Below are 18,305 nucleotides of genomic sequence, written 5' to 3'. Positions count from 1 at the left end.
TGCACCGTGCGTTCAGGCCGCCTGCTCGCCGTCGACGGTGCTGCGGTCCGACCCGTATTGTTTCAAACCATCCAGGTCCAGCACGCGCACGGCGCCGTATTCCACATTCAGCAGGCCCGCCTCTTCCAGCTTGCGCAGCGCCTGATTGGCGCGCTGGCGCGACACCCGCGCCAGATAGCCGACTTCTTCCTGCGTAATGGTCAGGCGCATCCCCATGCCGGGATACAGCAAAGGGTTGAACAGTTCGGCCAGACAGCGGGCTACCCGCGCGTCAGGGTCCAGCAATCGGTCGTACTCCGCCTTGCCGATGAACTGCGCCACGCGCTCGTTCAATTGATGCAGCAAATAGCGGTTGAAGGGAATGCTGGTGTCCAGCAGCCAGTCAAAAGTGGGTGCTGGCAGCCGCGCCACGACGGAATCGCGCAGCGCAACGATGTCGTACTTGCGGACTTCGCGTTTAAGCAATGAACCCTCGCCGATCCAGCCGCCAGCGGGTACGCCGGTCAACGACGCCACCTTGCCTTCCGCATTGCCGACCGACACTTTGACCAAACCGGCCAATACGCCAATCCAAGCCTGTGCGAGTTCACCTTTGCGCTCTATGATCGATCCGGCAACGACTTGCTGCACGGAGAGGTCCCGCTCGACGCGCGATTGCTGCTCGGCGTTGAGCACGCGAAACCACGCCGCGGCAAGTTGAAGGGAGTCGGATAGCTGCATCGGGAATACCCTAAAAGTTCCTTGAATGTCGCGATGGTGACAGTTGGTAGCAACCCAACCTTATACCTTAAGTCCTGCCGTAAATCTAAAACCAACTGGTCAAGCCCCTTCTCGCCAATGCCGCTTCCGCGGCGCCTGGCACGGTGTGCCCAAACCGGAGGAGACAACGTGGCACATTCATCGCCCGCATCCGCACAGGTGCCGGCCGCGCTGGACACCTTTCCAGCGCTGCTGTTCGCGCATGCCAATGTTCGTGGGTCGCGGCCCGCGATACGAGAGAAAGATCTGGGGATCTGGCAAACCCTGACGTGGTCTGAAGTGGCGGCGCATGTGCGCCATGTCGCGAACGGATTCGCGTCGCTGGGCATTCGGCCCGGCATGCACGTGGCCGTTATCGGCGAGAACCGCCCCCGCCTGTATATGGCCATGATGGCCGCGCAGTCGCTGGGCGCGATTCCAGTGCCGCTCTACCAGGACGCCGTCGCGCAGGAAATGGTCTATGTGCTGCAAGACGCCGAGATCAGCGTGGCCGTCGTGGAAGACCAGGAACAGGTCGACAAGATGCTGGAAGTGCGCGAGCAATGTCCGGCCCTGAAGCATGTGGTGTTCGACGACCCGCGCGGGCTGCGTCATTATTCGGACCCGATGCTGCAGTCGTATGAGCAATTGGAAACGCTGGGCCAGCAATACGCCGCGCAGCATCCCGACTACCTGGACCAGGCCATCGCCGCCGTGCAACCGCACGACCCGGCCGCCATGTTCTATACCTCGGGCACCACCGGCAAGCCCAAGGGCGTGGTGCTCACGCACCATGCGCTGATCGACCGCGCGCGCGCCGTGTCCGACATGGAAAAGCTGACCGACCAGGAAGACGTGCTGGCCTACCTGCCGCCCGCGTGGATCGGCCAGAACATGTTTTCGTACACGCAGTTGCTGGTCACGGGCTTTACCGTCAACCACCCCGAATCGCCCGACACCGTGGCGATCGACATGCGCGACATCGGCCCCACCTATTACTTCGCGCCGCCGCGCGTGCTGGAAGGCTTGCTGACGCATGTGATGATCCGCATGGAAGACGCGGGCTACATCAAGCGCAAGCTGTTTGGCGCCTGCATGGATCTGGCGCGCCGTGTCGGCACCAAGATCCTGGACGGCGAATCCGTCAACGCCTGGGACCGCCTGCGCTACGCCATTGGCAACGCGCTGATCTATGGCCCCTTGCGCAATGCGCTGGGCATGAGCCGCGTGCGCGTGGCCTACACGGCGGGCGAGGCCATTGGCCCTGATCTCTTCGTGTTCTATCGGTCCATCGGCATCAACCTGAAGCAGTTGTACGGCTCGACGGAAACGTCGGTGTTCGTGTGCGTGCAGCCTGACGGCCAGGTGCGCGACGACACGGTCGGCCCGCCCGTGGCCGGCGTTGAAATCCGCGTGGCGGACAACGGCGAGATCCTGGTCAAAAGCCCTGGCTTGTTCAAGGAGTACTACCGCAACCCGGACGCCACGGCCGAGGCGCGCAGCGCCGACGGCTGGTTCCACACGGGCGATGCGGGATACCTGGATACCGACGGGCAGTTGAAGATCATCGACCGCGCGAAAGACGTGGGCAAGCTGGCCAATGGCAGCCTGTTTGCGCCGAAGTACATCGAGAACAAGCTCAAGTTCTTCCAGCACATCAAGGAAGCCGTGGCCTTTGGCGCCAACCGCGACGACGTTTGCGCGTTCATCAACATCGACCTGGAAGCCGTGGGCAACTGGGCCGAACGCCGGGGCCTGCCGTATGCGGGCTACACCGACCTGGCCGCCAAGGAAGAGGTCTACCAGTTGATCGCGGAATGCGTGGAACAGGTCAATGCGGATCTGGCCACCGACCCGAAGCTGTGCGCGTCCCAGGTCAGCCGCTTCTTGATCCTGCATAAGGAGCTGGACCCGGACGACGATGAACTGACCCGCACGCGCAAGGTGCGCCGCGCGTTCATTGCGCAGAAGTACGGTGTGCTGATTGACGCGCTGTTCGGCGGCAAGCAGTCGCAGTTCATCGAAACCGAAGTGAAGTTCGAAGACGGACGCACCGGCAAGATCTCGGCCGACCTGAAGATCCGACCCGTCAAGACGTTCCCCGCCATCACAGCCCGAGCCGCGTAGAGATCATGAGCAACAACGACCGCGACCAGCGTATCGGCGACGTCATGCTGGACATGCAGAACATCTCCCTGTCTTTCGGCGGCGTGAAGGCGCTGACTGACATTTCCTTCAACGTGCGCGAGCATGAGATTCGCGCCATCATCGGCCCCAACGGCGCCGGCAAAAGCTCGATGCTGAACGTCATCAACGGCGTGTACACGCCGCAGCAAGGCAGCATCGAATTTCGCGGCGAGCATTTCTCGAAGATGAATCCGCGCCGCGCCGCCGAAATGGGCATCGCGCGCACCTTCCAGAACCTGGCGTTGTTCAAGGGCATGAGCGTGCTGGACAACATCATGACCGGGCGCAACCTGCGCATGAAGTGCGGGCTGCTGTCGCAGGCATTCCGCCTGGGGCCGGCCGAACGCGAAGAAACCCAGCACCGCGAATTCGTCGAGAACATCGTCGACTTCCTGGAAATCCAGGCCTATCGCAAAACGCCGGTGGGCCGTCTGCCCTACGGCCTGCAAAAGCGCGTGGACCTGGGCCGCGCGCTGGCGATGGAGCCGCGCCTGCTGCTGCTGGACGAACCCATGGCCGGCATGAACATCGAGGAAAAGCAGGACATGAGCCGCTTCATCCTGGATGTGAATGACGAATTCGGCACCACCATCGTGCTGATCGAGCACGACATGGGCGTGGTCATGGATATTTCCGACCGCGTGGTGGTGCTGGACTACGGCAAGAAGATCGGCGATGGCCGCCCGGACGAAGTCCGCGCGAATGAAGACGTCATCCGCGCCTATCTCGGCGTGTCGCACTAAGGCGGACAGACATGGGATTTTTTCTAGAGACCTTATTCGGCGGCTTGATGAGCGGCATGATGTATGCGCTGATCGGCCTGGGCTTCGTGCTGATCTTCAAGGCGTCGGGCGTCTTCAACTTCGCGCAGGGCGCGATGGTGCTGGTGGCGGCCTTGTCCATGGCGCGCTTTTCGGAATGGATACCGCGCTGGCTCGGCTTTGACAACATGATCCTGGCCAACGTGCTGGCCTTCATCGTCAGCGCCATGGTGATGTTTCTGCTGGCGGTGGCCATTGAACGCTACGTGCTGCGCCACCTGGTCAACCAGGAGGCCACCACGCTGTTGATGGCCACCCTGGGCATCAGCTACTTCCTGGACGGCCTGGGCCAGATCACGTTTGGCAGCTCGGTGTATTCCATCAACGTGGGCATGCCCAAGGACCCGCTGTTGATCCTGGACACGGTCTTTGAAGGTGGGTTGTTGATCAACCTGGAAGATCTGACCGCAGCCGTCATCGCGGCCTTGCTGGTCGCGACGCTGGCGCTGTTCTTCCAATACACGTCCACCGGCCGCGCGCTGCGCGCGGTGGCCGACGACCACCAGGCCGCGCAATCCATCGGCATTCCGCTGAACCGCATCTGGGTCATCGTGTGGTGCGTGGCGGGCTTGGTGGCGCTGGTGGCCGGCATTATCTGGGGGTCGAAGTTCGGCGTGCAGTTCACGCTGTCCACCGCGGCGCTGCGCGCGTTGCCGGTGGTGATCCTGGGCGGCCTGACCTCGGTGCCGGGCGCCATTCTGGGCGGTCTGATCATCGGCGTGGGGGAAAAGCTGTCCGAGGTCTATCTGGGGTCGCTCGTGGGCGGCGGTATCGAAATCTGGTTCGCCTATGTGCTGGCGCTGGTGTTCCTGCTGTTCCGTCCGCAAGGGCTGTTCGGCGAGAAGATCATCGACCGCGTGTAAACCACCAGGCCCTCTAGGATAAAAACATGTTCTATCGCGAAAACGGCCAGTTCAAAACCAGCTACCGGGCGGATCAGCAGATTTTCCCGATCCGCCAGGACCGCATCTTCATCTGGCTGCTGCTGGCAGTGGCGTTCATCGTCGTGCCGGCGCTGTCCTCCGACTACCTGCTGCGCGCCATCCTGATTCCGTTCCTGATCCTGTCGCTTGCAGCGGTGGGCTTGAACATCCTGGTGGGCTATTGCGGCCAGATCTCGCTGGGCACGGGCGCCTTCATGGCAGTGGGCGCGTATGCGGCCTGGAACTTCGGGGTGCGCTTTCCGGGTATGCCGCTGCTGTTCCAGATTCTTCTGGGCGGGTGCTTCGCCACCATCGTGGGCGTGATCTTCGGCATTCCCAGCCTGCGCATCCGCGGCCTGTATCTGGCGGTGGCCACGCTGGCGGCGCAGTTCTTCGTGGACTGGGCCTTCCTGCGCATTCCCTTCTTCACCAATTATTCGTCCTCGGGCAGCGTCTCGGTGCCGCCTCTCACCGCCTTTGGCCTGCCGGTGCAGTCCGCCATGGAAAAGTACTTGTTCGTGCTGATCCTGGTAGTGGTCTTCAGCCTGCTGGCCAAGAACCTGGTGCGCGGCGCGATCGGCCGCCAATGGATGGCCATCCGCGACATGGACGTGGCGGCCTCGGTGATCGGCATCCGCCCCATGTACGCCAAGCTGACGGCGTTTGCGGTCAGTTCGTTCATCGTGGGCGTGGCGGGCGCGCTGTGGGGCTACATCCACCTGGGCTCATGGGAACCGCTGGCGTTCGACCTGACCCGTTCGTTCCAGCTGCTGTTCATGGTCATCATCGGCGGCTTGGGTTCGATCATCGGCAGCTTCTTCGGCGCGGCCTTCATCGTGCTGGTGCCGGTGGCGCTGTCGAACATTCCGCACGCATTGGGCATTCCGCTATCGGTGGACACCGCCGCGCACATCGAGCACATGGTGTTCGGCGCGCTGATCGTGTTCTTCCTGATTGCGGAACCGCATGGGCTGGCGCGTCTGTGGAGCATCGGCAAGGAAAAGCTGCGCATCTGGCCGTTCCCGCACTGAAGGAGGCTCACCCCCGAAGCGCCGTTGGCGCTTCCCCCTCAAGGGGGCCCCGCTGGGGACCGGCAAAGCCGGATCCGCCGCGGGCCCCCTCAGAGGCACTGAAGCAACACGCGATAAGAGCTTATTGATCAACGGCTGTCAGGGCGGCATAAGCGCCACGGCAACCATCCTGAATACCCGGCTCAAGACCGGGCCAATCCCGGTGTCCCAGGGTTTACTGACCCAAGCACCACGCAGGAGGTAAATGGAGATGAAGCGTCTTAACCTGAAGTTGGCGGCGGCATTGGTTGCCGCAGCCGGCGCCGTCGGCGCCGTGGCCACGCCGGCAATGGCGGCCGAAGAGCAGTTCGTTCCGTTGCTGGTGTATCGCACCGGGTCGTTCGCACCGCTGGGCATTCCGTGGGCCGATGGCAAGCTGGACTACCTGAAGCTCGTCAACGAGCGCGATGGCGGCGTCAACGGCGTCAAGATCACGTACGAAGAATGTGAAACGTCCTACGCCACCGACCGCGGCGTGGAATGCTATGAACGCCTGAAGGGCAAGGGCACCGGGGCTTCCGGCTTCGACACCCAGTCCACCGGCATCACCTTCGCGGTCAGCGACAAGGCCATCCAGGACAAGGTGCCCGTCGAAACGATGGGCTACGGCCTGTCGCAATCGGTGGACGGCAGCGTGTTCCAGTGGAACTTCCCGCTGCTGGGCACGTACTGGACCGCCGCTGACGTGATGATCCAGGACATCGCCAAGAAAGAAGGCGGCATGGACAAGCTCAAGGGCAAGAAGATTGCCCTGGTCTACCACGACTCGCCGTACGGCAAGGAACCGATCCCGCTGCTGCAAAAGCGCGCCGCCAAGGAAGGCTTTGAGCTGGTGCTGTATCCGGTCACCGCCCCCGGCGTCGAGCAGAAATCCACCTGGCTGCAAATCCGCCAGGCACGCCCGAACTACGTGCTGCTGTGGAGCGCCGGCATCATGACGCCGACCGCCATCCGCGAAGCACAGGCCAGCGGCTATCCGCGCGACAAGATGTACGCCATCTGGTGGGCCGGCTCCGAAGGCGACGTGAAAGACCTGGGCGACGTCGCCAAGGGCTACAACGCCATCACCGTGCACAACAGCGGCGCCGATACCGACAAGGTCTACGACGACCTGAAGAAGTACGTCTACGACAAGGGCGAAGGCGCGGACAAGACGGCCAAGAACACCCTGAACACCATCGCCCACACGCGCGGCATGATGATTTCCATGTTGCAAGTCGAGGCGATCCGCGCGGCGCAAGAGAAGTACGGCAAGGGCAAGGCCATGACGCCCGAGCAGGTGCGCTGGGGCTTCGAAAACCTGAACCTGACGCAAGAGAAGCTGGACAAGCTGGGCTTTGGCCAGATCATGCGTCCCGTCAAGACCTCGTGCAGCAACCACATGGGTGATGACTGGGCCCGCATCGTGCAGTGGGACGGCGCCAAGTTCAAGGTGGTGTCCGACTGGTATCAGTCCGACAAGTCCATCCTGGATCCGATGGTCAAGGAAGCCGCGGCCAAGTACGCCAAGGAAAAGAACATCACGCCCCGCACTTGCGAGAACTGATGTGAACCGGCGGCCGGCGCCCTGGCGGGCGTCGGCCGCCACCACGCCGCAGGAATCGTCATGACCGCTGCAACACACGCTGAAAACACCGCCGTCACTCCCAACGCCGTCCCTAACGTGCTGCTGGACGTGAACGGCATCGAGGTGATCTACAACCACGTGATCCTGGTGCTCAAGGGCGTGTCCCTGCAAGTGCCGGAGGGCAAGATCGTGGCCTTGCTGGGCGCCAACGGCGCAGGCAAGACCACGACGCTGCGCGCCGTTTCGAACCTGCTCAAGGGCGAACGCGGCGACGTCACCAAGGGCCATATCCAATACCGAGGCCAGCGCATCGAACGGCTGTCGCCCTCGGAACTGGTCAAGCGCGGCGTTGTGCAGGTGATGGAAGGCCGGCACTGCTTTGCCCACCTGACCATTGAAGAAAACCTGCTGACCGGCGCCTACACGCGCAACCTGAACCGCGCCGACACCGCCGCGGCGCTGGAGCGTGTCTACCAATATTTCCCGCGCCTGAAGCAGCGGCGCGCGAGCCAGTCCGGCTACACCTCGGGCGGTGAACAACAGATGACCGCCATTGGCCGCGCGCTGATGGCCAACCCCAACATGATTCTGCTGGACGAACCCTCGATGGGGTTGGCGCCGCAGATCGTGGAAGAGATCTTTGAAATCGTGCGCGACCTGAACCAGCGCGAAGGCGTGAGCTTCCTGTTGGCGGAGCAGAACACCAACATTGCGCTGCGCTATGCCGACTACGGCTACATCCTGGAAAACGGGCGCGTGATGATGGACGGCGCCGCGCAGGACCTGGCCCAAAACGAGGACGTGAAGGAGTTCTACCTGGGTATATCCAGTGGAGAACGCAAGAGCTTTCGCGAAAACAAGTTCTACCGCCGCCGCAAACGCTGGCTGGCCTGACCCCTGGAGCGGCAGCGCCTGCAAGCACGGCGCCGCCGCTGGCAACGACACCGCAGTACGGCACACGAGAGGGTGCGATCCCATGTCCGAGTTTTTCGATGTCCTGGAAACCCGAGCGCCCGAGCAACGCGAGCGCGAGCTGATGGCCGCCTTGCCCGCCGCGATTACCCGGGCGATAGCCCGCGCACCGGCCATTGCCGAGCAACTGCGCGGCGTCGACCCCGCCACCATCACGTCGCGCGAGGCGCTGGCCCGACTGCCGGTCTTGCGCAAGCATGAATTGCTGGAGCGCCAGCAGCACAGCCGCGATGACGACGCTGCCCCCGCCGGCCCCGGCAAGGCCTTCGGCGGCTTCTCGGCCATCGGCTGGGGTGAAGCGATGCGCGTCTTTGCCTCGCCCGGCCCCATCTACGAACCGGAAAGCGCGCGCGCCGACTACTGGCGTTTTGCACGCGCCTTGTACGCGGCGGGCTTTCGCGCCGGGGAACTGGCTTACAACTGCTTTTCGTATCACTTCACGCCGGCGGGCTCCATGATGGAAACGGCGGCGCACGCGGTGGGCTGCACCGTGTTTCCGGGTGGCACCGGCCAGACCGAACAGCAGGTACGCGCCATCCAGGACCTGGCGCCCAGCGGCTATACGGGCACGCCCAGCTTCCTGAAGATCATCCTGGAAAAGTCGGACGAACTGGGCGTCAAGCTGAGTTCATTGCAGCGCGCATTGGTATCGGGCGAGGCCTTTCCGCCGTCGCTGCGCGACTGGCTGGCGGCGCGCGGCATCGAAGGCTATCAAGCCTATGGCAGCGCCGACCTGGGCATGATCGCGTTCGAAACCCCCGCCCGCCAAGGGTTGGTGCTGGGCGAAGACATCATCGTGGAGATCGTGCGCCCCGGCACCGGCGAACCGGTGCCCGACGGCGAGGTCGGTGAAGTCGTCGTGACCACCTTGAACCCGGACTACCCGCTGGTGCGCTTCGGCACCGGCGACCTGTCGGCGGTCATGCCCGGCATTTCGCCTTGCGGGCGGACCAACACGCGCATCAAAGGGTGGATGGGCCGGGCCGACCAGACGACCAAGGTGCGCGGCATGTTCGTGCATCCGTCGCAAGTGGCGGACGTGGCGCGCCGCCATCCGGAAATTTTGCGGGCGCGGCTGGTCATCAGCGGCACCACCGGGTCGGACCGCATGGTGCTGAAAGTGGAATCTCGCGTGCGCGGCGAAGACCTGTCCAAGCGCATCGCGGACTCGGTACGCGACGTGACCAAGCTGCGCGCGGACGTCGAATGGGTAGACGTAGACGGCCTGCCCAACGACGGCAAAGTCATCGACGACGTGCGTACCTACGAATAGAGGCGGCGTAGTCGCTTTAGCAGCAGGAACGGCGTAGCCGTTCCACAAGCCGGCGGCCAACTTGGCCTACCGGCTTCTTAACGCTTCAAGCGCGGAATAGATCGCCATGCCGGCCAGCATGGCGGCCACGAAGATCAACGCCTGCGGTACGCCCGCCGCCGCGGCCACCAACGCCGGCCCCGGGCAGAAACCCGCCAGGCCCCAACCCGCCCCGAACGCCAGGCTGCCCAAGGCCAGACGCAGGTCGATGCGGGTAGCGGTAGGCCAGCGCAACGGCTCACCCGTCAGGGTGGCGTGGCGGCGGCGCAGCACGGCAAAGCCCGCGGCCGTGATCAGTACCGCGCCCCCCATGACGAATGCCAAGGACGGATCCCACTGGCCCGCCAGGTCCAGAAAGCCCAGCACCTTGGCCGGGTTGGCCATGCCGGACACAATCAGGCCCACGCCAAAGACCAAGCCCGATACGAAAGCAATCAGTGCGGTCATGTCATGCCCCCATCAGATGTTGGGTGATATAGACCATGGCAAAGCCCGCCGCCATGAAGAGCGCCGTGGCGGCCAGCGAGCGCGGCGACCCGCGCGACAGCCCGCAAACGCCATGGCCGCTGGTGCAGCCCGATGCGTAGCGCGTGCCGATGCCCACCAGCAGGCCCGCCACGATCAGGCGCGGCGTGCCGGCCTCGACCACGATGGCCGGCAGCGCGGCGCCCAAGGTGTATAGCCAAGGGGCGGCGCACAACCCCAGCAGGAACGCCAGCCGCCACGCGCCATCGCGTTGCGGCGGCAGCAGGCCGCCCAAGATGCCGCTGATACCGGCGACGCGACCCGCGCCCGCCATCAGCAACACGGCGGCGGCGCCGATCAACAGGCCGCCGACCGTGGCCGTGGCGGGGGTGAAGGCAGACCAGTCCAGGTTCATGTGAGTGACTCCATTGCGCGGCCGCAGTACAAACTGGATAGCGTTTTCATGACCTGGCTGACTTCGAAGCTGGCCATCTGGTAGTAGACATACTTGCCCTCGCGGCGCGTCGACACCAGGCCTTCGTCGCGCAGTACACCCAATTGCTGGGACAGGGTCGGTTGGCGGATGCCGGTCAGCGATTCCAGTTCGCCCACGTTGCGTTCGTTCTGCACCAATTGGCACAGCAGCAGCAAGCGGTCTTCATTGGCCAGCGCCTTCAACAGCGTGCAGGCCTGGGCGGCGGATTCTCGCAGAGCGGCAAGCTCGCAATCATTCAGGGAAGCGTTCATGGCGGGGGGCTGGCGTGAAAAATAAGCGATCATTATATTTACAGATAAACTATTCCGCAATATTATTTAAATTCATATATTGATATTGCGGGCCGCCATGAATCCACACATCCAAGCATTCTTCGACTCCGTCACCGCCACCGTCACCTACGTGGTGCATGACGGCAGCGCCTGCGCCATCATCGATTCCGTGCTGGACTACGACCCCAAGTCCGGGCGCACCAGCACCGCCAGCGCCGACCGGGTAGTGGGCTACGTGCGTGAAAACGGGCTGGACACACAATGGCTGCTGGAAACCCATGCCCACGCCGACCACCTGTCCGCCGCGCCTTACCTGCAGCGAAAGTTGGGCGGCGTCATCGCCATCGGGCAGAGCATCCGCACCGTGCAGGGCGTGTTCAAGCAGATATTCAACCTGGAACCCGAGTTCCAGCTTGACGGCTCGCAGTTCGGCCGCCTGTTCGCCGACGGCGAAACCTTCAAGATCGGCAACCTGGACGCCACCGCCATCCATGTGCCAGGCCACACCCCGGCCGACATGGCCTACCTGATCGGCGACGCCGCCTTTGTAGGCGACACGATGTTCATGCCCGACGTGGGCACCGCGCGCTGCGATTTCCCCGGCGGCAACGCGCACGAACTCTATCGTTCCATCCAGCGCCTGCTGAACCTGCCCGGCGACACCCGGCTCTTCATGTGCCACGACTATCCGCCCAATGGGCGCGATGCGTGTTGGCAGACCTCGGTGGCCGAGCAACGCAGCGGCAATATCCATGTGCGCGACGGCATCAGCGAAGACGAGTTCGTTGCCATGCGCACGCAGCGCGACGCCACCTTGTCCATGCCGACACTGATACTTCCGGCGATCCAGGTGAACATCCGCGCGGGCAATTTTCCGCCGCCCGATGACAACGGCGTGCGCTATCTGAAGATTCCGGTTGACGCCTTGTAGGCCTGCGCCCCGCTTGCCATACTTGCGCGGGGCGGGCGAATCCCTCAAGATCGGCCGATCTTTCCGATAGCCGACCAGACGGATCCCATGTTCGCAGAAGCAGAAGCAGACCCCAGCCTGTCCAAGGACGAATTCAAATCCCTAGAAACGCGACTGCGCGTCGCCCTGCTCAATGCGCAATACCAGCGCTTGAAAAATGCAGACAAGACCCTGCTGGTCGTGGTGGCGGGCATCGACGGCGCCGGCAAAGGCGCCACGATCAATCTGTTGAACGAATGGATGGACCCGCGCCACATCAAGACGCTGGCTTATGGGCCGCCCGAAGGCGAAGAGCTGGAACGCCCGCCGTTCTGGCGCTATTGGAAAGACCTGCCACCCAAGGGCAGCACGGGCATCGTGTTCGGTTCCTGGTATGCGCCGCTGGTCATCGAAGCGGCCCGCAAGAAGCCCAACCAGGAATATATCGACGCGCATGCCGCCGCCATCCGGCGCTTTGAAGCCATGCTGGCCATGGAAGGCGTGCAGATCGTCAAGCTGTGGTTTCACCTGTCGGCCGATGCCCAGCACGAACGCGCGCAGCGCCTGCTGGCCAGCCCCGAAACCTCGTGGCAGGTCAGCCCGGTGGATTTGAAGGTCTACAAAAAATACGATCGCATCCGCAACGCCGGCCAGGTCGTGCTGAACCACACGGACAGCGGGCACGCGCCCTGGGTCGTCATCCCCAGCGCCGACGAGAACATGCGCGCTGCGCGCACGGCCGAAGCCGTGTTGGTGGCCATGCGCCAGCGCGGCGTGCCGCGCATTCCGCAATCGTTCCTGGCGCACTCCCGCCCGGCCCGCATCGTGGACCGCCTGAGCCAACTGGATTACGGCGCCAAGATCGACAAGGACGCCTACGAGTCCGAGCTCGGCCTGTTGCAGGGCCGATTGGCGCGCGCGGCACGGTCGCAAAAATTCCTGGACCGCTCGCTGGTGCTGGTGTTCGAAGGCCAGGACGCCGCCGGCAAAGGCGGCGCCATCCGGCGTGTGACGCACGCGCTGGATGCCCGCCAGTTCGACATCACGCCCGTCTCCGCGCCCAACAGCTACGAGCTGTCGCGCCCCTATCTGTGGCGCTTCTGGCGTCACCTGCCACGCCACGGCCGCATCGCCATCTTCGACCGGTCCTGGTATGGCCGCGTGCTGGTCGAACGTGTGGAAAAGCTGACCACGCCCGCGCAGTGGCGCCGCGCTTATGGCGAGATCAACGACTTTGAGGAACAACTGGCGGCAAGCGGCGCGATCGTGCTGAAGTTCTGGCTGGCGGTGACGGCCGACGTGCAGCTTGAACGCTTCAAGGAACGCGAAAAATCGCCTTTCAAGAATTTCAAGATCACGCCCGACGACTGGCGCAACCGTGAAAAATGGAAGGACTACGCGGCTGCCGCCAACGAGATGCTGGCGCGCACGGACATCGCCCACGCGCCCTGGCATCTGGTGTCCGCCAACGACAAGCGTTACGCTCGCGTGCAAGTGCTGCGACACATCGTCCAAGCCATGGAAGATCAACTCTGAACCCGAATCCGCCAGGAGAACCCGCGCAATGAGCACCCTTGAAATCCGCCCTGTCGTGGCCGCCGACTTTGACGTCTGGCTGCCGTTGTGGAAGGGCTACCAGGAGTTCTACCGCGTCAACATCGACGACGCCGTGACCCGCACCACCTGGGCGCGCCTGCTGGACCCCGCCGAGCCCATGCATGCCGCGCTGGCCTACAGCGGCGGCCGCGCCATCGGCATGGTGCATTGGATCTTCCACCGATCCACCTGGACGGCGGGCGACTACTGCTATCTGCAAGACCTGTACGTGGACGCGGATGTGCGCGGCACCGGCGCGGGCCGCGCGCTGATCGAACATGTCTACGCTGAAGCCGCCGCCAAGAATGCCTCGCGTGTGTACTGGCTGACCCACGAAACCAACGCCAACGCGATGCAGTTGTATGACCGCATCGCCGACCGATCCGGCTTCATCCAGTACCGCAAGGCGTTGGCATGAGCGCTCGTGACCCGAACTGTCCGCTGTGCCTGGAGGATGGCGGTTCGCTGCTGTGGCGCGGGCCGCATCTGCGCGTCATCGAGGTCAACGACGCGGACTACCCCGGCTTTACCCGCGTGATCTGGAACGGCCATCTGGCTGAAATGACCAGCCTGTCCACGCATGGGCGCGATCTGCTCATGCGCGCGGTGTACGCGGTGGAAGAAGCGCAGCAGGCGGTGCTGGCGCCCGACAAGATCAACCTGGCGTCGCTGGGCAACATGGTGCCCCACCTGCACTGGCATGTAATTCCGCGCTGGCGCGGCGACCGCCACTTTCCGGACCCGATCTGGGCCGCGCCGCGTATCGCAGCCGGCGCGGAAACCGCGGAATGGACAGACCGCCAGGCGCGCACGCAGGCTTTGCTGCCGCGCTACCGCAATCGCGTGGTCGAAAGCATGAACGCGCTGCTGATGCACTGAGATCCGGGCCGCGCGCCAGCACGTCCGCGGCGCCCATGGCCCGCATCACGCCGTGCGGCCGGAGCGCCCCCGTTCAGCGAGCCACGACGTGTAAGCGTGCTCGACCTGCCCCGCGATGTGCTCGGCGGAAAACAAACCTTGGCCACGGATGCGAGCCCGGCCCGCACCGCCCATCTGGCGCCGCAAGCCCGGATCAGCCAGCAGGGAAGCCAGCGCCCCCGCCAACGCGGCGGGATCGCGCGGCGGCACCAGCAGGCCGGTCACGCCGGCTTGCATGGTTTCCGGGACGCCGCCCACGTCGGTGCCGATGACGGGTAAGCCCATCGCCGCGGCCTCAATGAATACGGTGCCCAGGGCCTCGCGGTGCGTGGCCAGCGCAAATACGTCGAACGCCATCAGTACATTGCCGATGTCGTGGCGCCGGCCAGTGAAATGCACCCGCTGCGCCAGTCCCAGCGCCGCCACCTTGGCCTGCAGTTGCTCGAACAGAGGCATGCCGTCGCCCACCAGCACCAGATGCGCCGTCGGAAAGCGGGCTGAAATCTGCTCGTATGCGTCGATCAGGTCGGCATGGCCCTTTTCGGCGCGCATGACCGCCACGCAACCCACTACCAGCGCGTCCGGCGGCAAGCCCAGCTCCTGCCTCAGGCATGCGTCTTCGCGCACCTGCGGCAACACCACTGGCGAATGGATCGTAGCGACGGATTCAGGCCGGGCCCCGCCATCCAGCAATTGCTTGCGCACGTACCGGCTGACGGCAATGACCCGGTGCGCCAACCAGGTATAGGCATAAAGCGAATTGATGGGCTTGGCCAGATGCCGCGTCCGCACGATCAGGGGCGTACCCGCCAGCCGCGCGCCCAGCGCCGCCAGCACGGTGTCGCGGCGGCTGTGCGTGTTGAGGACATCAAAGCGTTCGCGCCGCAACAAGCGACGCACGAATGCCACGCCACGCAGGAAATTGCCGGGGCCATCCATCACGATGCGGTGCACCGTGAACCCGGCTTGGCTCAGCCGGTCGCCCAGTTCCGCGCCGGGTTGGCAAACCAGCTCCAGATGATGGCCACGATCGCGCATCGCGACCATCTCCTTATAGATGCAGAACTCCTGCCCCCCGAACGAGGTGGCAGCCTCCGTATGCAGGATGCGCAAACGGGCGCCGGTGTTGCCGGCCGACGAATCAAAGACAGGTGGCGTCATCGCGAGTTGGAATTGTTCCCCGCACGGTCGCGGGCCAAAAGATAGGCTTCCAGATAGGCCACGTCTTCCTGCTCTAGCGGGGGCACGCCATGGGCGCGGCATTCTTCGGCGCATTCGGACGCCGCCAGCCGCCGGCCGGCCCAGATCTGGATCCGACCCGCATGCGACAACTCGAAGCGCGCGCCCTCGCGCCGCCACGTCAACAGGCGCATGCTAGGCGTCAGGCGCAGCACCTCGTACGTGCCATGCGAGGCCGACACGGCCGGAACCGTCAGGTCGCTACCGATGTCGACCAGACGGCGGGCGCTGGACGCTGCGGGTTGGTACATCAATACGAATAGAGGAAGGAGGGGCATGAGAGGCTAGCCGAAGATGCCAGCCGACCGATGCTAGCCCTGAGAAAAACGTTTTGTTCAAGAAAATTCTTATTTTAGAAATTGATTGTAATGACTGTTACAAATCAATGTATCGCAACCAAGGCATGTGCTCGACGCCCCGGGGAAGTTCGTCCCTGTCGCACCTGCAGCGTGACCCAGTGCGCGGGGCGTTGCACGCCGCGATTCAGGAAGTCGCGCCGCGTTTACCCATGAATTTCTGAGAAAGCATGAGAATTCCCCGACGTTGGCATACAGTTACGCCGCTTTGATCCCACCGGACCTACCCGGTATTCGCGGAACTCGGCGCTCGTTCAGGTAAAATTCAGCACAATTTCCGATGTTAACAAATCACACAAAGGACACCCATTGACCCAGCAGGCCACGCCCCACCGCCCCATTTCCTTCCTCCAGGCGTTCCTGCGTTCCGAAGCCTTGGGCGGCTACGTGCTCATGGCCGCCGCGCTGGTCGCCCTGATCATCGCCAACAGCCCGGCCGCCCCCGTTTACTTCGATGTGCTGGGAACCAAGCTGGGTTTCGAAGCCGGCCCCGTCGTGCTCAAGGAAACGGTGTTGCATTGGATCAACGACGGCCTGATGGCCGTGTTCTTCCTGCTGGTGGGCCTGGAAATCAAGCGTGAGGTAATGGACGGGCAACTGCGTGGCGTGGGCCGCATCGTGCTGCCGGGCGTAGCCGCCGTGGGCGGCATGGCGGTGCCCGCGCTGATCTATGTGCTGATCAATCTGAGCAGCCCCGAGACCCTGCGCGGCTGGGCCATTCCAGCCGCGACCGACATCGCGTTCGCGCTGGGCATCCTGGCGCTGCTGGGCAGCCGCGTGCCGACATCGCTGAAAATCTTCCTGACCGCGCTGGCCATCCTGGATGACCTGGGCGCCATCGTCATCATCGCCTTGTTCTATACGTCGGAATTGCAGGTGTTTGCGCTGGGCATGGCGGGCGCGCTGCTGGCCTGCCTGTTCTGCCTGAACCGCGCCGGCGTGCTGCGCCTGACGCCTTACCTGCTGATCGGCGCCGTGCTCTGGTATTTCGTGCTGAAGTCCGGCGTGCATGCCACCCTGGCCGGCGTGGCGCTGGCGCTGACCATCCCGCTGCGGCCGCGCAACCAGGGCAAGCCCGAAGCCCATTCCCCCCTGCATGACCTTGAGCACGCCTTGCACAAGCCCGTGGCGTTGCTGATCGTGCCGATCTTCGGGTTCGCCAACGCGGGCGTGTCATTCGCGGGCATGGGCCTGTCCAGCTTGGCGCAACCGGTGCCCATGGGCGTGGCGCTGGGCCTGTTCCTGGGCAAGCAGGTGGGCGTGTTCGGCTTCGCCTGGCTGGCCATCAAGAGCGGCATCGCCAGCCTGCCGCGCCATGCGACGATGACGCAGGTGTACGGCGTGTCTATGCTTTGCGGCATCGGTTTCACCATGAGCCTCTTCATCGGCGCCCTGGCTTTCACCGATGCCGCCACCGTCGACGCCACCAAGATCGGCGTGCTGACCGGCTCCTTGCTTTCCGCCGTACTGGGCTTCCTGCTGCTGCGCATGAGCAGTGCGCCGGCAGCGGAAGTTGCCGCGACCGAGGCCGCGCGGTAAGCCCCGAGGCTGGCGCTGCGCTATGCCAAAATCGCGCCCATGCCGATTGATAACCGCCTGACTCCCAACGCCCTTGCCGCCCAGACGGCCGAACTTCCCGCCGCCTGGGCCACGGCGTTCGCGCCACGCCCCGTGGCCGATGCACTGGCCTCGGCCACCGCCCACGTGGAAAAGCGCCTTGCCGATGGCGCGGTCGTGTACCCCGCCACGCCGTTTCGCGCCCTGCACGGCCTGGCGCCATCGGATGTGCGCGTGGTGATCCTGGGACAAGACCCCTACCATGGCCCCGGCCAAGCCCAAGGCTTGGCGTTCTCGGTGCCCGATGACTGCAAGCGCCCGCCCAGCCTGCGCAATATCTTCAACGAAATCGCGCAGGAATATCCCGGTACCGCCCTTCCCGCCGGCAACGATCTCAGCCCCTGGGCCGAACAAGGCGTGCTGCTCTTGAACACCTGCCTGACGGTGGAAGACGGCCAGCCCGCCTCGCACGCCAAGCGCGGCTGGGAAACGGTGACTGATGCGTTGATCTCGCTGGTTGCGCGCGACCCCGCCCCCAAGGTCTTCATGCTGTGGGGCGCCCATGCCCAAGCCAAGCGTTTGTTGCTGCCCGACAACAACGGCCACCTGGTGTTGATGGCCAATCACCCCTCGCCGCTGTCCGCCCGCAGGCCCCCCGTGCCTTTCCTGGGCTGTGGGCACTTCCAGATGACCAACGCGTGGCTGGTGAACCAAGGGAAAAACCCTATTGATTGGGGGCTGGACAAAAAAGTAATTCCCTTGCAAGGCGAATTCGGGTTATGATCGCCGCACTGCACAAAACGAGTTCGGCATTTACCGCTTTGATTTAGCGGCATTTTTTGCAGTTCGCCGGGCAACCTAGCCCGG

19 protein-coding genes are annotated in these 18,305 nt (G+C 64.0%); 13 read left to right on the top strand and 6 right to left on the bottom strand.

The window, feature by feature from the left end; translation table 11 throughout:
* Window positions 1–12: 12 nt before the first annotated feature.
* Window positions 13–720, bottom strand: a complete 708-nt coding sequence (locus tag WBR68_RS07065) for a Crp/Fnr family transcriptional regulator (RefSeq protein ID WP_050446196.1) — start codon at window positions 718–720, stop codon at window positions 13–15.
* 168 nt (window positions 721–888) lie between these two features.
* Here WBR68_RS07065 and WBR68_RS07060 point away from each other — a divergent pair, with 168 nt between their 5' ends.
* From WBR68_RS07060 to WBR68_RS07030, 7 genes are all read left to right on the top strand, one after another.
* Complete coding sequence (locus WBR68_RS07060) at window positions 889–2,865, top strand: AMP-dependent synthetase/ligase (RefSeq protein ID WP_050446195.1); 1,977 nt, start codon at window positions 889–891, stop codon at window positions 2,863–2,865.
* Between the two features lie 5 nt (window positions 2,866–2,870).
* Window positions 2,871–3,668, top strand: a complete 798-nt coding sequence (locus WBR68_RS07055) for an ABC transporter ATP-binding protein (RefSeq protein ID WP_050446194.1) — start codon at window positions 2,871–2,873, stop codon at window positions 3,666–3,668.
* Between the two features lie 11 nt (window positions 3,669–3,679).
* Entirely contained in the window at window positions 3,680–4,609 is a 930-nt protein-coding gene (locus tag WBR68_RS07050; protein ID WP_050446193.1) for a branched-chain amino acid ABC transporter permease, read from the top strand.
* A 26-nt stretch (window positions 4,610–4,635) separates the two neighbouring features.
* Window positions 4,636–5,700, top strand: a complete 1,065-nt coding sequence (locus tag WBR68_RS07045; RefSeq protein WP_050446192.1) for a branched-chain amino acid ABC transporter permease — start codon at window positions 4,636–4,638, stop codon at window positions 5,698–5,700.
* Between the two features lie 244 nt (window positions 5,701–5,944).
* Entirely contained in the window at window positions 5,945–7,285 is a 1,341-nt protein-coding gene (locus WBR68_RS07040; protein ID WP_083447312.1) for an ABC transporter substrate-binding protein, read from the top strand.
* Between the two features lie 60 nt (window positions 7,286–7,345).
* On the top strand, window positions 7,346–8,200 hold the full coding sequence (locus WBR68_RS07035) for an ABC transporter ATP-binding protein (protein WP_127186076.1): 855 nt from the start codon (window positions 7,346–7,348) through the stop codon (window positions 8,198–8,200).
* An 82-nt stretch (window positions 8,201–8,282) separates the two neighbouring features.
* A complete protein-coding gene (locus WBR68_RS07030; protein ID WP_230693758.1) occupies window positions 8,283–9,551 on the top strand; it encodes a phenylacetate--CoA ligase family protein in 1,269 nt (422 codons plus the stop codon).
* Between the two features lie 66 nt (window positions 9,552–9,617).
* On the opposite strand, the gene WBR68_RS07025 is transcribed toward WBR68_RS07030, so the two are convergent.
* The 3 genes from WBR68_RS07025 to WBR68_RS07015 are packed head-to-tail and all read right to left on the bottom strand — an operon-like array spanning window position 9,618 to window position 10,802.
* Entirely contained in the window at window positions 9,618–10,037 is a 420-nt protein-coding gene (locus tag WBR68_RS07025) for a YeeE/YedE family protein (RefSeq protein ID WP_230693757.1), read from the bottom strand.
* 1 nt (window position 10,038) lies between these two features.
* On the bottom strand, window positions 10,039–10,470 hold the full coding sequence (locus WBR68_RS07020) for a YeeE/YedE family protein (RefSeq protein WP_230693756.1): 432 nt from the start codon (window positions 10,468–10,470) through the stop codon (window positions 10,039–10,041).
* On the bottom strand, window positions 10,467–10,802 hold the full coding sequence (locus WBR68_RS07015) for an ArsR/SmtB family transcription factor (protein ID WP_050446255.1): 336 nt from the start codon (window positions 10,800–10,802) through the stop codon (window positions 10,467–10,469). Before WBR68_RS07015 ends, WBR68_RS07020 begins: the two co-directional genes overlap by 4 nt.
* Window positions 10,803–10,899: 97 nt before the next feature.
* Here WBR68_RS07015 and WBR68_RS07010 point away from each other — a divergent pair, with 97 nt between their 5' ends.
* From WBR68_RS07010 to WBR68_RS06995, 4 genes are all read left to right on the top strand, one after another.
* A complete protein-coding gene (locus tag WBR68_RS07010) occupies window positions 10,900–11,754 on the top strand; it encodes an MBL fold metallo-hydrolase (protein ID WP_230693755.1) in 855 nt (284 codons plus the stop codon).
* An 87-nt stretch (window positions 11,755–11,841) separates the two neighbouring features.
* Window positions 11,842–13,308, top strand: coding sequence for a polyphosphate:AMP phosphotransferase (pap, locus tag WBR68_RS07005; RefSeq protein WP_230693754.1), 1,467 nt, complete (start codon window positions 11,842–11,844; stop codon window positions 13,306–13,308).
* A 28-nt stretch (window positions 13,309–13,336) separates the two neighbouring features.
* Window positions 13,337–13,786 carry a GNAT family N-acetyltransferase gene (locus WBR68_RS07000; protein WP_050446185.1) on the top strand — a complete coding sequence of 150 codons (450 nt, stop codon included), beginning with the start codon at window positions 13,337–13,339 and terminating at the stop codon, window positions 13,784–13,786.
* On the top strand, window positions 13,783–14,247 hold the full coding sequence (locus WBR68_RS06995; RefSeq protein ID WP_050446184.1) for an HIT family protein: 465 nt from the start codon (window positions 13,783–13,785) through the stop codon (window positions 14,245–14,247). The genes WBR68_RS07000 and WBR68_RS06995 overlap by 4 nt, the downstream gene beginning before the upstream one ends.
* Window positions 14,248–14,292: 45 nt before the next feature.
* Here WBR68_RS06995 and WBR68_RS06990 read toward each other — a convergent pair whose 3' ends face one another.
* On the bottom strand, window positions 14,293–15,447 hold the full coding sequence (locus WBR68_RS06990) for a glycosyltransferase (protein ID WP_127186079.1): 1,155 nt from the start codon (window positions 15,445–15,447) through the stop codon (window positions 14,293–14,295).
* Entirely contained in the window at window positions 15,444–15,803 is a 360-nt protein-coding gene (locus tag WBR68_RS06985) for a hydrogenase (protein ID WP_127186080.1), read from the bottom strand. The genes WBR68_RS06990 and WBR68_RS06985 overlap by 4 nt, the downstream gene beginning before the upstream one ends.
* 387 nt (window positions 15,804–16,190) lie before the next feature.
* Here WBR68_RS06985 and nhaA point away from each other — a divergent pair, with 387 nt between their 5' ends.
* Together nhaA and WBR68_RS06975 are read left to right on the top strand one after the other, a co-directional pair.
* Complete coding sequence (nhaA, locus tag WBR68_RS06980) at window positions 16,191–17,420, top strand: Na+/H+ antiporter NhaA (protein WP_230693753.1); 1,230 nt, start codon at window positions 16,191–16,193, stop codon at window positions 17,418–17,420.
* 39 nt (window positions 17,421–17,459) lie between these two features.
* Window positions 17,460–18,221, top strand: coding sequence for a uracil-DNA glycosylase (locus WBR68_RS06975; protein WP_050446181.1), 762 nt, complete (start codon window positions 17,460–17,462; stop codon window positions 18,219–18,221).
* Window positions 18,222–18,305: the final 84 nt, after the last annotated feature.

Source organism: Achromobacter sp. JD-1 (assembly GCF_038594925.1).
In the GTDB taxonomy this organism is placed as follows: domain Bacteria; phylum Pseudomonadota; class Gammaproteobacteria; order Burkholderiales; family Burkholderiaceae_B; genus Achromobacter; species Achromobacter spanius_C.
The sequence above is the reverse complement of the archived record's forward strand: the minus strand, read 5'-3'. Positions and strand labels throughout refer to the sequence as shown.